The 15,938-nt window shown below is 56.2% G+C and carries 14 protein-coding genes; 10 read left to right on the top strand and 4 right to left on the bottom strand.

All coding sequences use genetic code 11. From position 1 onward, the window contains the following. Positions 1–12: 12 nt before the first annotated feature. The 7 genes from N512_RS0108535 to N512_RS0108505 all read left to right on the top strand — a co-directional run bounded on the left by N512_RS0108535 (position 13) and on the right by N512_RS0108505 (position 6,842). Complete coding sequence (locus tag N512_RS0108535; protein WP_028780047.1) at positions 13–231, top strand: hypothetical protein; 219 nt, start codon at positions 13–15, stop codon at positions 229–231. A 20-nt stretch (positions 232–251) separates the two neighbouring features. After that, positions 252–902 carry a DUF2959 domain-containing protein gene (locus N512_RS0108530; RefSeq protein ID WP_028780046.1) on the top strand — a complete coding sequence of 217 codons (651 nt, stop codon included), beginning with the start codon at positions 252–254 and terminating at the stop codon, positions 900–902. A 182-nt stretch (positions 903–1,084) separates the two neighbouring features. Then, on the top strand, positions 1,085–2,299 hold the full coding sequence (locus N512_RS0108525; protein ID WP_028780045.1) for a 4Fe-4S binding protein: 1,215 nt from the start codon (positions 1,085–1,087) through the stop codon (positions 2,297–2,299). A 153-nt stretch (positions 2,300–2,452) separates the two neighbouring features. Beyond that, entirely contained in the window at positions 2,453–3,505 is a 1,053-nt protein-coding gene (locus N512_RS0108520; protein ID WP_028780044.1) for an XdhC family protein, read from the top strand. Further along, a complete protein-coding gene (locus N512_RS0108515) occupies positions 3,502–4,146 on the top strand; it encodes an NTP transferase domain-containing protein (protein WP_028780043.1) in 645 nt (214 codons plus the stop codon). The genes N512_RS0108520 and N512_RS0108515 overlap by 4 nt, the downstream gene beginning before the upstream one ends. A 3-nt stretch (positions 4,147–4,149) precedes the next feature. After that, positions 4,150–4,605, top strand: coding sequence for a (2Fe-2S)-binding protein (locus N512_RS0108510; protein ID WP_025010785.1), 456 nt, complete (start codon positions 4,150–4,152; stop codon positions 4,603–4,605). Then, positions 4,602–6,842 carry a xanthine dehydrogenase family protein molybdopterin-binding subunit gene (locus N512_RS0108505; protein WP_028780042.1) on the top strand — a complete coding sequence of 747 codons (2,241 nt, stop codon included), beginning with the start codon at positions 4,602–4,604 and terminating at the stop codon, positions 6,840–6,842. The genes N512_RS0108510 and N512_RS0108505 overlap by 4 nt, the downstream gene beginning before the upstream one ends. Positions 6,843–6,876: 34 nt before the next feature. Here N512_RS0108505 and N512_RS0108500 read toward each other — a convergent pair whose 3' ends face one another. Next, positions 6,877–7,749, bottom strand: coding sequence for a LysR family transcriptional regulator (locus tag N512_RS0108500; RefSeq protein WP_025010784.1), 873 nt, complete (start codon positions 7,747–7,749; stop codon positions 6,877–6,879). A gap of 111 nt (positions 7,750–7,860) precedes the next feature. Here N512_RS0108500 and N512_RS22580 point away from each other — a divergent pair, with 111 nt between their 5' ends. After that, a complete protein-coding gene (locus N512_RS22580) occupies positions 7,861–9,261 on the top strand; it encodes an MATE family efflux transporter (protein WP_051472718.1) in 1,401 nt (466 codons plus the stop codon). A gap of 70 nt (positions 9,262–9,331) precedes the next feature. Here N512_RS22580 and typA read toward each other — a convergent pair whose 3' ends face one another. Beyond that, positions 9,332–11,143 (bottom strand): translational GTPase TypA, encoded by a 1,812-nt coding sequence (gene typA, locus N512_RS0108490; protein WP_025889914.1) that lies wholly within the window; start codon positions 11,141–11,143, stop codon positions 9,332–9,334. Between the two features lie 457 nt (positions 11,144–11,600). Here typA and glnA point away from each other — a divergent pair, with 457 nt between their 5' ends. After that, positions 11,601–13,010: a glutamate--ammonia ligase gene (gene glnA, locus N512_RS0108485; protein ID WP_028780041.1), complete on the top strand. Its 1,410-nt coding sequence runs from the start codon at positions 11,601–11,603 to the stop codon at positions 13,008–13,010. 104 nt (positions 13,011–13,114) lie between these two features. Here glnA and N512_RS0108480 read toward each other — a convergent pair whose 3' ends face one another. Continuing rightward, a complete protein-coding gene (locus tag N512_RS0108480; protein WP_028780040.1) occupies positions 13,115–13,612 on the bottom strand; it encodes a hypothetical protein in 498 nt (165 codons plus the stop codon). Between the two features lie 9 nt (positions 13,613–13,621). Next, positions 13,622–14,545: a C-GCAxxG-C-C family (seleno)protein gene (locus N512_RS0108475; protein ID WP_025010779.1), complete on the bottom strand. Its 924-nt coding sequence runs from the start codon at positions 14,543–14,545 to the stop codon at positions 13,622–13,624. A gap of 236 nt (positions 14,546–14,781) precedes the next feature. Between N512_RS0108475 and N512_RS0108470 the strand changes: the two genes are divergently transcribed. Then, positions 14,782–15,828: a toxin-antitoxin system YwqK family antitoxin gene (locus tag N512_RS0108470; RefSeq protein WP_028780039.1), complete on the top strand. Its 1,047-nt coding sequence runs from the start codon at positions 14,782–14,784 to the stop codon at positions 15,826–15,828. Positions 15,829–15,938: the final 110 nt, after the last annotated feature.

The following is a 15,938-nucleotide window of genomic DNA, read 5'->3' as shown; positions in this document are numbered from 1 at the left end:
AGGAGAGAGTTAATGTCACAACAAGGATCGGCGGGCAATGTGATTGCCGCGCTGGCAAGCGTATTTTTCCCGGGTTTGGGGCAGTTGGTTCAGGGGCGGATCCTGGCCGCACTGATCTTCTTTCTGGTGACAGTTACAGGTTACGCCCTCTGGTGGTTGGTAGTTCCTGCTATCATAGGTGCCATCGCCCATCTCTGGTGCATCATAGATGCCGCCAAATACAAAGCATAAACAGAGAAAAGAGAAAGCTTATGAACAAGATCCTCACCACCGCCCTGGTCAGCCTGGGATTGCTGCTGGGTGGTTGCCAGAGTGCCTATTACGGTGCCATGGAAAAAGTTGGCTATCACAAACGTGACATCATGGTCGACCGGGTCAAAGACGCCAAAGAATCGCAACAGGAAGCTCAGGAGCAGTTCAGTTCGGCACTGGAAGAGATGCAGGCACTGCTGAACCATGACGGCGGCGATCTGGAAAAGGCTTACAACAAGGCCAAAGACGAATATGAGTCTGCCCAGGAAGCCGCCGATGATGTCAGCAACCGCATCAACAAGGTGGAAGATGTGGCCGAAGCCCTGTTCGATGAGTGGCAAGGGGAAATCGGTGAGATCAGCAAGGCCAGCCTGCGCAGTAAGAGCCAGGCCAAGCTGAAAGAGACCCGCCGCTCCTACGAGCAGCTGATCCGCAGCATGCGCCGTGCCGAGAGCAAGATGCCTCCCATCCTGACCTCAATGAAAGACAACATGCTCTACCTCAAGCACAACCTCAACGCCCAGACCATAGGGGCCATCAAGGGGGAGTTTGCCAGTCTGCAGAGCGATATCTCCTGCCTTATCAAAGAGATGAATAAATCCATCGATGAGTCCAACCGCTTTATTGCGGCAATGGAGTCGGGTAACTGACCGCCAAGCCATAGAGATAGCCCCGCACCGCGGGGCTTTTTTTCAGCTGTGAGCCAGTGCACGAATTTCTCCATCTGCGAATGTAAATTTGGATCTGCTGCACACTTCCTTTTTTGACTCAAGAACTTGTGCCCTTATTTGAGTTCACAATAGGCAGTCGTTTGTTGCTGGCCTCTATTCTCATGACACTGACCGAATCGCTCACCCTCATGCTGGCACTCCTCTATGGTGTCAGCCAACTCTGGTGGAGCGGCCGCCGTTTCGGCGCCGGCCTCACCTTGCTGCTGATTTTAACCGCGCTGCTGATTAGCAGCAGCCCCATGTTGCTGCTGGCCACACTGACAGCCGTTGGTAGCCTGGCATTGCTGCAGCAACTGCGCCCCGGCTTGCTGCAATCCGAGCCCAGGATCAATAACCTGCGCAGCGGCTGCCAGCACCTGTTGGCGCTGTCCCTGTTTCTGGTCGCGATTCAGTACACCATCAACAGCCTGATGCTCAAGGCCGGAGTCACGCCCTGGATTGGGCGCCCGGATGTGGTGGATGCGTTTCTGCCTATTGCCGGCGGTATAGAGCTCAAGGCGATAGCCACCCTGGGACTCTGGGATCAAACCCACCCGGCGGCGGCCGTGATGCTGGCAGTGGTGTTGTTGACCGGACTGCTGTGCAAGCGCGCCTTCTGTGGCTGGGCCTGCCCGCTGGGATTGGCCGGAGAGTACCTCTATCGCCTGCGCAAACGCTTCATCAAACGCGAATTTATGCCGCCTGCCTGGCTCGACTGGCCACTGCGTATGCTCAAGTATCTGTTGTTGGCGGCGCTGCTCTACATAGTGCTGGGCATGCCGTCTATGGGGATCCCCGGCTACCTGGAGAGTAATTATCACAAGATAGCCGATCTCAAGATGGCGCTGTTTTTCATCACTCCGGGACTCATCACCCTGGCCTGCTTTGGCCTGATCCTTGCCATTGTCGCCTGGCGCCGTCAGGGATTTTGCCGTTACCTCTGCCCCTATGGCGCCCTGCTGGGACTGCTGAGTTTTCTCAGCCCGCTGAAAATCCGCCGCGCCCCAGAGCATTGCCTGATAGAGTCCAAGGGGATGAAATGCGACAAGTGCACCCGCGCCTGTCCGGCCGGCATCATAGTGCATACCAAAAATACAGTGCACAGCGATGAATGCCAGGCCTGCATGCGCTGCGTGGCCGCCTGTCCCAAGAAAGCGGCGCTGGGGTTCGGCCTTAGCCGCAATCATTTCTGGTCGGCCAAGTCAGTAATGCTTCTGGTACTCGGACTGCTGTTCCTGCTGCCCTTGATAGCCTACACCTCCGGCTTCTGGGAAAGCCAAACGCCGGATGCGGTTCGGATGCAACTACTGCAGATGATCGACTATGTAGGTCACTAAACTTAACCACTCAGGCTCGCCGACAGGCGGGCCTTTTTATTGCGCTTGCCGTCGAGTCCCACTGCCCCTTCCTGACTTGCCACACCCGGCAAGATTGTTTCCCGGTGCGATTTTATGCAATGCTAACTTCTCCACCAAAAACACGGGAAGTTTATGGCGCACCATCTGCAAACCTTGCTGCAACAATGGGCTCTTAGCGCAGACGAGCCCTGGGTGCTGGCGCTGATCACCTCGGTACAAGGCTCTTCTTATCGCAAACCCGGAGCCATGATGCTGTTTCATCCCCTGGGCCAGAGCCTGGGGATCCTCAGCGGCGGCTGTTTGGAGGCCGATCTACGCCATCAGGCACACAAGGCCCTGACGGAACAAAGGGTGGTGGAAGTCTGTTATGACGCCCGCGACGATCAGGATGCCAGTTACCAACTGGGTTGTGGCGGCTTGGTGAACATCTGCCTGTTGCCTCTGGGGCGGGAGAATCATTTTCTGGCACTCGATGAGTTGCGCCAGGCTCTGAATGCCGGTCAATCCGGCTTCTGGCAGTTGCTGATGCCAAAAGCCGGTGAAGCGCCCGCAACCCTTGAGGCGCGCTTTTTACCCCTGGGTTCCCCCTCAACCTATGTCGAGCCTCTGCCTTTCCCCGCCAATGACTTTCGCCGCACCGGGATTTGGAGTCCAGAGACTGGGCAGAATGGGCAACAGAGCTGGTTAACCGTACCTGTGGGCCCCAAACCTGCGCTTGCGATTTTCGGCGGCGGTCTGGATGCCAAGCCGCTGGCACAGATGGCTTTGCAACTGGACTGGCAGGTGAGCGTCGTCGATCCCAGAGCCGCCTACGCCCGCAGCCATGACTTTGCCGGTTGCGACATAATCAAGCTCGGCGCCGACGAGCTGGATGGCGAGTGGCTCAAGCGTCAGGATGGCGCCATAGTGATGCACCACAATGTCGAGCTCGACAGCGCCATTCTCAAACGGCTGCAAGTAAGCTGCCCACGCTATCTGGCGCTATTAGGGCCGACTCACAGGCGCGATAAGGTACTCAAACATGCCGGCCTTGAACTGGCAGAGTTTGCCGTGCCACTGGCGGCCCCCGCCGGACTGGCACTCGGCGGCGAACTCCCGGGGGCCATCGCCCTCAGCATTTTGGCCCAGTGCCACAGTGTTTTGTTTGATGCGCCCATGACTGGGCTTGAGGGCCTGATGCCATGAGGCTATTGCCTGTGTTACTGGCCGCCGGAGCATCGAGCCGCTTCGCCGCCGACAGTTCAGTGCCCGGCCATGCCAAACTGGCGGCACAGGACAGCCATGGCACGCCGCTGCTGCGTCTCAGTTGGCAAGCGCTGGAGCAGATGCGCGCTCAGGCAAGCCAGAAGTACCCCAAGCTTGAGCTGCTGCCGCTGCTGACCATACTCGGCGGCCACAAGGAACAATTGCAAGCGTTGTTGCCGCCCCATGCCAACTGCCGTTTCAACCCCCTCTGGCAACAGGGGTTGGGACACTCCATCGCCCTGGCCGCCGAGCAAGCCAAGGCCTGCTCCGCCGATGCCCTGCTACTGGCACTGGCCGATCAGGTTGCGCTCACTAGCGCCGATTACCTTGAATTGCTCGACTGTTGGCTGGGCAGCCAACTCAGCAGCAGCGCCTTTTACCGGGATGCCCCCGGCGCGCCTGCTATCTTTAATGCTACAGACTTCAACGCCCTTAGCCAACTGCAGGGTGACCGAGGGGCCAAGGCCCTGCTGACCGAGAAATTACAACAACAACGACTGGGCCGGATAGTGCTGCACCGCGCCGCCATAGACATAGACACGGGCGCAGATCTCAGACGCCTCAACCAGCACAAGGAGTGAACAATGTCGCAACTCAAAATCAATGGCAGACTGTTTTCGGTCGAGGCCGATCCCAATATGCCCTTGCTATGGGCCCTCAGGGATCTCCTGGGGCTGACAGGCACCAAATTCGGCTGTGGCGCCGGACTCTGCGGTGCCTGCACCATACATCTGGACGGTAAGCCCGCCAGAGCCTGCCTCACCAGCCTCAAAAGTGCCGAGGGCAAGAACATCACCACCATAGAAGGCCTGGATAATCCGGCGCTGAAAGCCGCCTGGAGCAAACACAAGGTTCCCCAGTGCGGTTACTGTCAGACAGGGCAACTCATGTCTGCCGCGGCGCTCTTGAGTGAAACGCCCAACCCCAGTGACCAACAGATAGACGATGCCATGTCCGGCAATATCTGCCGCTGCGGCACCTATACCCGGATCCGCAGCGCCATCAAGGATGTCGCCGTCAAAGGGGGGCAAAGCTCATGAGCCGGTTTACCGCAGTGGAAAACTTCAGCCGTCGTGATGTACTGAAACTCTTTGGCGCCAGTGGCGGTGCCTTGATGCTGGGCAGCAGCGCCCTGGGCTGGAGCCCCATGAGCCTGGCGCAGGACAAGCTGCAACCTCTGAATCTGTTTATCGCCGTCGGTGAAGACGACAAGGTCTACCTCACCTGCCATCGCTCGGAAATGGGCCAGGGCATACGAACAGGCATACCTCAGGTGCTGGCCGACGAACTGGAAGCCGACTGGAACAAAGTCGTGGTGGTGCAGGGCCTGGCCGACAAGCGTTACGGCAGCCAGAATACAGATGGCAGTCGCAGCATACGTAAACACTACGCCAGAATGCGGCAGATGGGTGCCATGGCGCGCACCATGTTGGAACAGGCTGCCGCCGAGCATTGGCAAGTGCCGGTCGCAGAAGTCAGCGCCAAGGCTCACAGAGTGACTCACAAGGCGTCAGGCCGCTCCCTGAGCTATGGCGAACTGGCGCTGGCGGCGTCCAAGCTGCCGCTTCCGGATGAGAGCCAACTCAGGCTCAAACCCAGAGAAGAATTCACCCAGATAGGTCAGTCACGCACCATAGTGGATATGGATGCCATGTTGGATGGCAGCGCCATCTATGGCCAGGATATACGTCTGGAAGGCATGCTCTATGCCGCGATTGCCCGGCCACCTGTGCTCGGCAGCCAAGCGGCGAGTGTCGATGATAAAAAGGCCCGCGCCTTCCCCGGTGTGGTGGATATTATCAGCCTGCCCGCTCCCCAAGGGGCACCGGCCTTCCAACCGCTTGGCGGTGTGGCTGTGCTGGCCAACAACAGCTGGAGCGCCCTCGAAGGGCGCAAGGCACTGGCGATTCAGTGGCAGCAAAGCCCCAACGACAAGCACGACTCCCAAGCGTTTATCGCCACCCTGAAACAGCGAGTACAGCAGAGTGGCAAAGTCAGGCGAGAGCTGGGCAAGCCTCCCGCAAGCTGGCCAGAAGAGCGCACGCTCAGCGCCGACTACACTGTGCCCTATCTGGCTCACGCCATGATGGAGCCGCCGGCGGCCACCGCCAGAGTCAGCAAGGATGGCTGTGAAATTTGGGCCTGCAGCCAAACTCCCCAGAGTACCCAGCAGAATGTGGCGGCCGCTTTGGGGTTGAAGGAGGAGCAGGTCAAGGTGCATGTCACCCTGCTGGGCGGCGGCTTTGGCCGTAAGTCCAAGCCGGACTTCAGCGTCGAAGCGGCGCTGCTTTCCAAACGCAGCGGCAAGCCGGTGAAGGTGTTCTGGAGCCGGGAAGATGAGCTGCAAAACGGCTATCTGCACGCCATCAGCGCCCAGCATTATCAGGCACTGCTCAGTGATGATGGCAAGGTGGAGGCTTTGTTGTCGCGCACCGCCTTCCCTTCCATCAGTTCCACCTTTGCCGAAGGCGTGGATGAACCCTCTGACGGCGAACTGGATTTGGGCTTTATCGACTTGCCGTTTCAGTTGCCGTCGCTGCGCTGCGAAACCGCCAAGGCCGAGGCTCATACCCGCATAGGCTGGCTGCGCTCTGTGTGCAACATTCAGCATGCCTTCGGCATTGGCAGCTTTGTCGACGAACTGGCGCTGCGCACCGGCCAGAGTTGCCCGGCCATGTGGCGGCAGCTTCTTGGGCAACCCAGAGTGGAGAACTTTGCCGAACAGGGCTTTAAATACGGTAACTATGGCGAAGAACTCAGCCGTCACCCTGTGGATGTCGCGCGTTATCTGACGGTCATAGACGCCGCCGAAAAACGTATGGCGCAATCACCGGCCAAGGCGGGCGAAGGCTGGGGGTTTGCGGTGCACCGCAGCTTTGTCAGCTATGTTGCGGTCGCCATCAAGGTCAAACTGGATGGTGAGCGTTTGCAGGTGCTACAGGCCATCTCAGTGCTGGATGCCGGCACTGTGGTTAACCCTGACAGAGTGCATTCGCAGCTGGAAGGCGCGGTCATCTTCGGCCTCAGCCTGGCGATGCTGGGCGAAATCAGCTTCAAGGATGGCAAGGTGCAACAGTCGAACTTTCACGACTATCAACTGCTGCGGTTGCCGCAATGCCCTGAGATAGAAACACAAATCATCGCCTCGACCGAGGTACCCGGCGGTGTGGGCGAACCCGGAGTGCCCCCGGTAGCACCGGCACTGACCAACGCCATAGTGGCCGCCGGCGGCAAGCGCTACCGGGATCTGCCACTGAAGCAGTATCTGCAGCTTTGATTGGTCGATAAAGTGTCGGGGCCATGCCCCGGCACTATTCCCTGGCCAACTGCTGTAGCATCCACTGCATCACAGGGCCAATGCCCTTGTCCCTGCGTCTGACCACGCCTATCTCGACCCACTGATTGTCTGTGATATTGGCGCCGGACAGCCTCACCAGATCCTTGGCGTACCACTCGGCCGTCGCCACATGCTCGGGAACCAGAGCCCAACCAACATTTTTGATCACCAGCGCCGTGATGTAGTAATAACTGTCGATATGCCAGTGATTGCTGGACACGGGGCGCGACTGGCTGTCGCCGATGCGGGAGCGGATCACCAGTTGTCGGTGCTGATTGAGCTGGTCGAGCGAAGGCTCGGCAATATTCGCCAGCGGGTGCTCACGACCGACAATAAGCGACTGCTGAAAGTGAGCTATCGAGTTGAACTCCAAGGAATCCAAAAGCTCATCTGTCTGGCGGAACAAGATACCCAGGTCGGCTTTTTTCTCATCGACCCAGCGGGCAATATCATCCTGGGAGCTGTTGATCAGGGTGAGTTTCAAACCCGGGAACTGCTCGGCCACCCGCACGAAGAAACTCTCGAAGCGCTCTATGGGCAGGGCCTCGTCCATGGCAACCGTCAGGGTGGCCTCCTCGCCCGAACTGACCGTCAGGGCTCTGGCGTCCAGGCGCTGGCACTGCCTCAACACCACCTTGGCCTCCTGATAGATCTGCTCGCCGGCGGCTGTCAGCCTGGGCAACCTGGCGCTGCGGTCAAACAACTCCAGCCCCAGGTCTATCTCCAGATTGGCCACGGCTGTGCTCACCCGAGATTGCGCCTTGCCAAGCTCTCTGGCGGCGGCCGAAAACGAGCCCTTTTCCACCGCAATCACAAAGGCGCTCAGTTGATCCAGGGTCCAATTCATTCCATCCACCAAAGTATCCGAATAACGGATACAAGCTATCTTTCACCAATCCGAAAAACAAGCATAATCTGCGACCCTGTTTTCCTGCATTCGGTTAAAGGTAGTGCAATTATGAATACCGGAATCTCTCAGCAAACACTGAGTCACAACCAGCTGCGACGCACCTTTTGGCGCTATACCATCCCAGCCATCGCTGCCATGCTGGTCAGTGGCCTGTACCAGATAAGCGCAGGTATTTTTGTCGGCCACTATGTCGGCTTTCAAGGATTGGCCGCCATCAACATGGCCTGGCCGATAGTGTTTATTCTCTCCGGCCTCGGGCTTATGGTGGGTATGGGTGGCGGCAGCCATATCTCCATCGCCCGCGGAGCCGGGCAGCAAACGCAAGCCAATCGAGCCCTGTTGGCCAGTATCTGGCTGATTGTTCTATTGGCCCTGGTGGCATTTATGGCGCTGCAATGCTTGAGTGAGCCGCTAATGCAGCTGCAGGGGGCCACTGAAGCGACTCTGCAGCTGGGGCAGGGATATATTGCCGTGTTTCAGTGGGGCGCGGCGATCACCATAGCCTCGACGGCGCTGCCTATGTTGATCCGCAACGATGACAGCCCCAGAGTTGCCACCGCCCTGTTGGTGATGGGGGCGCTTGGAAATATCCTGTTGGATTATCTGTTTGTTGCCGTACTTGGGCTTGGGTTAAACGGCGCGGCTTATGGCACCATCATTGCCCAAACAGCTGTGTGTCTGGGGGCCGGCTATTACCTGTGTTCGAGCCATTCAGGCTTTAAGCCAAGGCTCAAAGATGCGCTACCCAGAGCCGGGGAGTTCGCCCGGATTGTCCAACTGGGGGCTTCGGCACTACTGATGTACCTTTACACCAGCTTTATGGTGGCGGCCCATAACCATCAGTTTATGCAGTATGGCACCACCTTGAGCGTCAGTGCCTTTGCCATAGTCGGCTATCTGATGACACTCTACTATCTGTTGGCTGAGGGTATAGCCGAAGGGGTGCAGCCACCGGTGAGCTACTTCCACGGGGCCCGCCAGCCCGGCAATATTATCGCCATAGTCAAGCTGGGCGCCAAGGTCACCCTGCTGTTTGGCCTGAGTTGGCTGGCGCTGCTCAACCTATTTCCCGAAACCATGATAGGCCTGTTCGCCGACAACAATCCTTTGTTAACCCAGGAGGCCAGAACCGGGATCCGTATCCATCTGGCGGCTATCTGGTTGGAGGGGCTGATAGTGCTGGCAGCCATGTATTTTATGGCGATAGGCAAAGGCGGGATGGCTTTGGCAATCTCCCTGACCAATATGCTGATCCAGTTACCGTTTCTCTATCTATTGCCGCTGTTTTTGGGAGAAACCGGTGTCTGGCTGGCTATGCCGCTGTCCAACCTGCTGCTGGCACTGTTGGTGTTGCCTAGGTTCTGGCGCCATCTGCATGCAAGGTCGCACCTGGCAGATGGAACCCGACAAGCACCGGACGGCGCTTTGGCTAAACATCCCGCAGTCTAATGAGATGCTGGGCAAATTGAACGCAATAAAAAACCCGGTCATGCCGGGTTTTTTATTGTTCGCCTATGGCTTAGCCACGGCTGGCGCGCTTGCGGTCATTTTCAGTCAGATGACGCTTACGCACACGGATGCTCTTGGGCGTGACTTCAACCAGTTCATCATCATCGATGAATTCCAGCGCCTGCTCCAGGGTCATCTGGATGTGCGGAGTCAGTACCTGAGCTTCGTCGGTACCAGAGGCACGCATGTTGGTCAGTTGCTTGCCCTTGAGGCAGTTTACTGTCAGGTCGTTGGAGCGGCTGTGGATACCCACTACCTGGCCTTCGTAAACTTCGGCGGCGTGGCCAATCATCAGACGACCGCGATCCTGCAGACCAAACAGCGCGAAGGTCAAAGCCTTACCTGTGGCGTTGGAGATCAATACCCCGTTGCTACGCTGGCCGATATCGCCACCCTTGTAAGGACCATAGTGGTCGAAGGTGTGATACAGCAGACCTGTACCTGAAGTCGCTGTCATAAACTCGGTCTGGAAACCGATCAAGCCACGGCTTGGGATCATGAAGTCGATACGTACACGGCCCTTGCCGTCAGGCTGCATGTCGCGCATGTCGGCCTTACGGGTACCCAGCTTCTCGATGACGCCGCCCTGATGTTCTTCTTCCACGTCCACAGTCAGCTGCTCGTATGGCTCACACTTCTCGCCGTCGATCTCTTTGATGATCACTTCAGGACGGGAAACCGCCAGCTCATAACCTTCACGACGCATGTTTTCGATCAGGATAGACAGGTGCAGTTCACCACGGCCGGATACGCGGAAACGATCCGGACTCTCGGTTTCTTCCACACGCAGAGCCACGTTGTGTACCAGCTCCTGTTGCAAACGCTCAAGGATGTTACGTGAAGTCACGTACTTACCTTCTTTACCCGCGAAAGGAGAGGTGTTGACCTGGAAGGTCATAGTCATGGTTGGTTCATCAACAGAAAGAGGTGGCAATGCTTCGGCATGACCAACAGCACAGATGGTGTCGGAAATCTTCAGCTCGCCCAGACCTGTGATAGCAACGATATCACCGGCATTGGCACTGTCCACTTCGTGGCGTTCCAGGCCCATGTAGCCCAGCACCTGACCGATTTTACCGTTACGGCTCTTGCCATCGGCACCGACAATAGTGACCTGTTGGTTGGTCTTGACGCTACCACGCTTGATACGACCCACACCGATAACCCCTACATAGCTGTTGTAGTCCAGCTGAGAGATCTGCATCTGGAATGCGCCTTCGGCGTCGGCATCCGGTGGAGATACTTTTTCAACGATAGTTTGGAACAGTGGGGTCATATCTTCACTGTTGTCCTGAGGATCCAGGCTGGCAAAACCGTTCAGTGCAGAGGCATAAACCACTGGGAAGTCCAGCTGCTCGTCGGTGGCACCCAGGTTGTCAAACAGGTCAAATACCTGATCGATAACCCAATCAGGACGGGCGCCCGGACGGTCAATCTTGTTGATCACCACAATAGGCTTAAGACCCTGGGCAAATGCCTTCTTGGTCACGAAGCGGGTCTGTGGCATTGGGCCGTCCTGCGCATCAACCAGCAGCAGTACAGAGTCAACCATAGACAGAACCCGTTCTACTTCGCCACCGAAGTCGGCGTGTCCTGGGGTATCTACAATGTTAATCCGATAGTCGTTCCACTTAATGGCGGTGTTTTTCGCCAGAATAGTGATCCCACGTTCTTTCTCCAGATCGTTGGAGTCCATCACCCGCTCGGTGGCTTCTCCGCGGGTTGCCAGGGTTCCTGACTGTGCCAACAGCTTGTCTACCAGGGTAGTCTTACCGTGGTCAACGTGCGCTATGATGGCGATGTTACGTAAATTCTCTAACACAGTTTTGCCTCTTACGATCTCTGTTCTGTGGGATGCAGCAATATAAATTGAATGGTACAACCGCTTTATGACTGCTTGGCGATTGCCTTCCAGGCCTTATAAAACCTGGGCTGCCATCGTGTCGGGGAGCACAATTTCCCCGGATGGTTGCTTTAAAAAGCGTGCCATTCTACTCTAGCGAGGGGCTATCGCACAGGATTATTTTTTAGACACCTATGAATATCCGGCTTATTCAGCGCACGCACCATTATGGTGAACGCACCTTTTTGGAACACTCAATGCACCATGATAGTGCAAACCCGCTTGCCTCGCCAGCCCTCGATTTTACCACTCCCTTTATTTTCAACACCTTAGCATCTTGGCATGAGTCTGGCTTAATAGAGACCAACAAGGCGCCAGACGCTACATACTAAGAGTTGACAAAGGGCACCCCCTTTACCCTACCGGAGGCTTGATAATGTCAGTCGAATCAGTTTTACAACAGCTGCAAGAGTTGGAAGTTAAGTTTGTTGATTTACGCTTTACCGATACCAAAGGTAAGGAACAGCATGTATCTATCCCGACTCATCAGGTAGATGCTGATTTCTTTGAAGACGGCAAAATGTTCGATGGTTCATCTATCGCCGGTTGGAAAGGGATCAACGAATCTGACATGGTGCTGATGCCAGATCCAAGCAGCTTTGTACTGGATCCTTTCACCGAAGAAACCACAGCGCTGATCCGCTGCGACATCCTCGAGCCCGGCACCATGCAGGGTTACGACCGTGACCCTCGCTCTATCGCCAAAAAAGCCGAAGAGTACATGCGTTCTACCGGCATCGCCGACACTGTGCTGATCGGTCCTGAGCCAGAGTTCTTCCTGTTTGATGACGTACGTTTCGGTACCGACATGAGCGGCACCTTCGTCAAAATCGATGCCAAAGAAGCAGCCTGGAACTCAGGTACCAGCTATGAAGATGGCAACACAGGTCACCGTCCATTCGTTAAGGGCGGCTACTTCCCGGTTGCACCTGTGGATTCTTCACAGGATTTGCGTAGTGCCATGTGTCTGGTGCTGGAAGAGATGGGCCAGGTTGTGGAAGCTCACCACCACGAAGTTGCTACCGCGGGTCAGAACGAGATCGCTACTCGCTTCAACACTCTGACCAACAAGGCCGATGAAATCCAAGTACTCAAGTACGTGATTCACAACATGGCTCATGCCTACGGCAAGACAGCCACCTTTATGCCCAAGCCGATAGTCGGCGACAACGGCAGCGGCATGCACGTACACCAGTCACTGGCCAAAGACGGCACCAACCTATTTGCCGGTGACAAGTACGGCGGCCTGTCTGAAACTGCCCTGTACTATATAGGTGGTATCATCAAGCACGCCCGTGCCCTGAACGCCTTCACCAACCCAAGCACCAACTCCTACAAGCGTTTGGTGCCACACTTTGAAGCCCCTGTGATGCTGGCTTATTCTGCCCGTAACCGCTCGGCTTCTATCCGTATCCCTGTGGTACCAAGTCCTAAGGCGCGCCGTATTGAGACCCGCTTCCCGGATCCTATGGCCAACCCTTATCTGGCCTTCGCAGCACTGCTGATGGCCGGTCTGGACGGTATCCAGAACAAGATCCACCCTGGTGATGCCATGGACAAGGATCTGTACGATCTGCCGGCCGAAGAAGCAGCGGAAATCCCGACTGTGGCCGAATCTCTGGAAGTCGCCCTGGCGGCTCTGGATGCAGACCGTGAGTTCCTGACCCGCGGCGGTGTGTTCAGCGATGACTTTATCGACTCTTACCTCAAGCTGAAACAAGCCGAGGCCGAGCGCGTCAGCCGCACCACTCACCCAGTCGAATTTGAGCTGTACTACAGCCTCTAATTGCCCTGCAATCAACCGATGAGTCAAGCCATCGGATAACAAGAAAAGCGCCCCGGGAGCAATCCCGGGGCGCTACTATTTTAAGGCCATAAAACTCAAATCACTCAGGGAGCGCTGACAAGCTCAGGAGCACTCTGGGCCTTGGCCCCTGTGAGTATCACCGCCAACTTGAGTTCACCTTCTGTCTGGTTCAACTCCTCAAGCCCTTCTGGAGTAAAGCGATATTGGCCTTCTGTCTCCAGCGCTTCCATGGTGCCAGCACAGGTGTCGACGGTTTCGCTGCATTCGAAACGCACCCCCTTATGCCAAGGCATGGAGAAGGCCGATACCTGCTCAGCGGGCATTTTGAGGTACATCACCAGATAGTTGCTGCCGGCATCCTTGACGGGTTTGCCCTCCGCCGTAGTCAGGCTAAAGGTCAGTGCCTGGCTTTGAGGATCCACGGCGCTCAGTGCCACCTTGAGGCTTTCGGCTTCCTTAATGGACACAGACTGCTCAGGTTCAGGATCCGGCGGAAGCACAGGGTCATCATCGTCATCCCACCAGTCACAACCTCCCAGGCACAACAGCAAAGACGCTACTATCAAACTCTTATGTTTCATAACAGCCTCCTAGTGACAATCGCTGCAGACCGCACCTTCGTGAACCCCGGTCAAACCGGCGCCGACATCATGGGCGCTGTGGCAGCTCTGACATTCCATCTGTGAATTGACATCGGCACCTATGTAAGTGTCCGGTTCACGTTTGGTGCTGCTGTGACAACCACTACACTCAGCATTGCCCGCTGCCACAATTTCAGCGTCCAGGGCATTGTCCAGCGACTTATTGAGGAAGTCAGTAGTGACATAAGCAATCTCGGCCGTCAGCTGAGCGCAGCGTTCCAATTTCGCCTGATGACTGGAGCCGTACTTGCTCGCTTTCGACCAGTGGGTCACCGAGGTGTGACAGAGAATGGAATTGGCAACCGACTGGCCTATCTTATCTGCGGTCAGTAGCTCACCGGCGTTGTCTTTACGGGTCGGTGCGCCAATCGCCTTGAGGAAGGCTTCATCATTTCTCGGCATGGCTGTGTGTTCATAGTAGCGGTACACGGAGCGGATCACCGCAGTGCGGTCGACCCCGCCCAGGACGTTGACCGCCATGGCCGCCGCATTCAAGCAACCACACAGGGTTCCCCAACCTGCGATACCGCCACCACCATAGGCCGCCAGGTTGGTAGGGATAGCGGCGAATTTGCAGGCATCCTCATGCCCTTTGGCCGCCAAGGCCTTCACCAGGGCATCGAAAACCCCATACATGCAACCACCACGGCCATAACCTTCATAGGCCAGTTTGGCGACTTCCATAGGGTCCAATTTCACATAGGTCAGCAGCTTGGTGCCCAGATCGCTGCCCCCTTCACTGCCGATCCCTATGCTGGTATCTCCGGGACAAGACTCTGCGGCCAGAGCTGTGGTCGCGATCAGCGAACTCCCTGCAGCCACACCAACCAAACCTACAATCTGGCCCATCGCCTGACGTCGATTCACGTTCATACTCATCACCTCTTTTTGCACTTACATATTGCAGAATTGCAAATTAAGTAAAATTAACTCTTTATAATCAATAGCTTGCAAGCAAACTCAGCTTATCCCCTCTCCTGTTGTGCAGATGTGATCCAAGGCGGGTTTCAGTGTTAAAGAGTCAAAAATTCAACAGTTCACCGGCAAGAGGCTTGAGCCAAGCAGCAACGGCAGCGACAATGAGCCTCTTCGTCAAGCAAGGATCTGCTATGAATCTCAAGGTCTTTTTACTCATTCTCCTGTTGCTGGCCGGCTGTCACTCTGAGGTGCAACTGCCAATTCAGGCTGACGAGCTGGAGCAAATCAACTGCCGGGAAGTCAGCGATGACAATAGCGCCCTGGGTTATTACCTCGAAGGCTGCGTTGACGGATACCGAGGTGACCCCTTCAACGGCATTGCCATTTGGGGAGCGCCGGATCGCCCCAGCTATAGCGCGGCCCAGTTCAAGGATGGCCTGCGGGACGGCTACAGCTTCAGCACATCCGCGCCGCCCGAGCGTCTGCTAAGCCAAAGCGCCTGGTATAAAAATGGCAAGTTGCACGGCTGGCAGCTGAACTTTCAATACCAGCAAACCCAATTACGCAGCAGGGAGTTGTTTCAAGACGGTGAGCGCCAGGAACTCTGGCTCTACGACAACCGAGGCCAACTCGACAGTTTCAAGCGTTTCGACCAAGGTAAAGTGATTGAATTCATCTCCTACGAGCAGGGGCGGGAGCGGATGAAACAGTTCAAGCGGGACGGCGAGAAACTCACCGTCTGGAAAAGCTATTTTCCCGATGGTTCATTAAAGAGCTTCAGTGAACATCTGGATGAAGAAAATCTCAGAAAACTCAAGGAACAAGGCTACTACGCCAACGGCCGACTCAAGTTGGACTACCTGTTCGACCGCCGGCAGCGCACCGCAGTGCAGCACACCTTCTGGCGCAATGGCCAGCGCCAGTCCGAGCAACACTATGGTTTCTTTCCCTCAATAGCCGCCGACGGCATCTGGCTCAGTTATTGTGAGACCAATGGCGCCTTGAGCAAACGTACTCCGTTCCGTCGAGGCGCCAAGCAGGGTGAGGAGCAACTCTTTCACTGCAATGGCCAGTTGCAGGTGAGCAAACGTTTCGACCAGGACAAGCTCATACCACAGACCCTGAACTACTTTGATGAGCAGGGGCGCAACTATCTGCAGGAAGAGATAGGCACGAACGGCAAGGTACTGCATACCCGGGTCTATGATGAACAGGGTAAACTAACCTACCAAGATTGACATAATATTCAATCAGTTGGACTTATCATCCAGAGATAATAAAGCTCTTTTTCAAATGCGGCTTGCTTATCCCGGCACTGAACTTTAAAATATCTTCACATCAAGATACT

The sequence above is a fragment of the Shewanella sp. 38A_GOM-205m genome (assembly GCF_000518445.1).
In the GTDB taxonomy this organism is placed as follows: domain Bacteria; phylum Pseudomonadota; class Gammaproteobacteria; order Enterobacterales; family Shewanellaceae; genus Shewanella; species Shewanella algae.
This window is presented reverse-complemented; position numbering and strand designations above follow the sequence as displayed.

Bases quoted from the DNA above. Each gene is read 5' to 3' on its own strand.
- N512_RS0108535 (WP_028780047.1), top strand. From the start codon at position 13: ATGTCACAACAAGGATCGGCGGGCAATGTGATTGCCGCGCTGGCAAGC.
- N512_RS0108530 (WP_028780046.1), top strand. From the start codon at position 252: ATGAACAAGATCCTCACCACCGCCCTGGTCAGCCTGGGATTGCTGCTG.
- N512_RS0108525 (WP_028780045.1), top strand. From the start codon at position 1,085: ATGACACTGACCGAATCGCTCACCCTCATGCTGGCACTCCTCTATGGT.
- N512_RS0108520 (WP_028780044.1), top strand. From the start codon at position 2,453: ATGGCGCACCATCTGCAAACCTTGCTGCAACAATGGGCTCTTAGCGCA.
- N512_RS0108515 (WP_028780043.1), top strand. From the start codon at position 3,502: ATGAGGCTATTGCCTGTGTTACTGGCCGCCGGAGCATCGAGCCGCTTC.
- N512_RS0108510 (WP_025010785.1), top strand. From the start codon at position 4,150: ATGTCGCAACTCAAAATCAATGGCAGACTGTTTTCGGTCGAGGCCGAT.
- N512_RS0108505 (WP_028780042.1), top strand. From the start codon at position 4,602: ATGAGCCGGTTTACCGCAGTGGAAAACTTCAGCCGTCGTGATGTACTG.
- N512_RS0108500 (WP_025010784.1), bottom strand. From the start codon at position 7,749: ATGAATTGGACCCTGGATCAACTGAGCGCCTTTGTGATTGCGGTGGAA.
- N512_RS22580 (WP_051472718.1), top strand. From the start codon at position 7,861: ATGAATACCGGAATCTCTCAGCAAACACTGAGTCACAACCAGCTGCGA.
- glnA (WP_028780041.1), top strand. From the start codon at position 11,601: ATGTCAGTCGAATCAGTTTTACAACAGCTGCAAGAGTTGGAAGTTAAG.
- N512_RS0108480 (WP_028780040.1), bottom strand. From the start codon at position 13,612: ATGAAACATAAGAGTTTGATAGTAGCGTCTTTGCTGTTGTGCCTGGGA.
- N512_RS0108475 (WP_025010779.1), bottom strand. From the start codon at position 14,545: ATGAACGTGAATCGACGTCAGGCGATGGGCCAGATTGTAGGTTTGGTT.
- N512_RS0108470 (WP_028780039.1), top strand. From the start codon at position 14,782: ATGAATCTCAAGGTCTTTTTACTCATTCTCCTGTTGCTGGCCGGCTGT.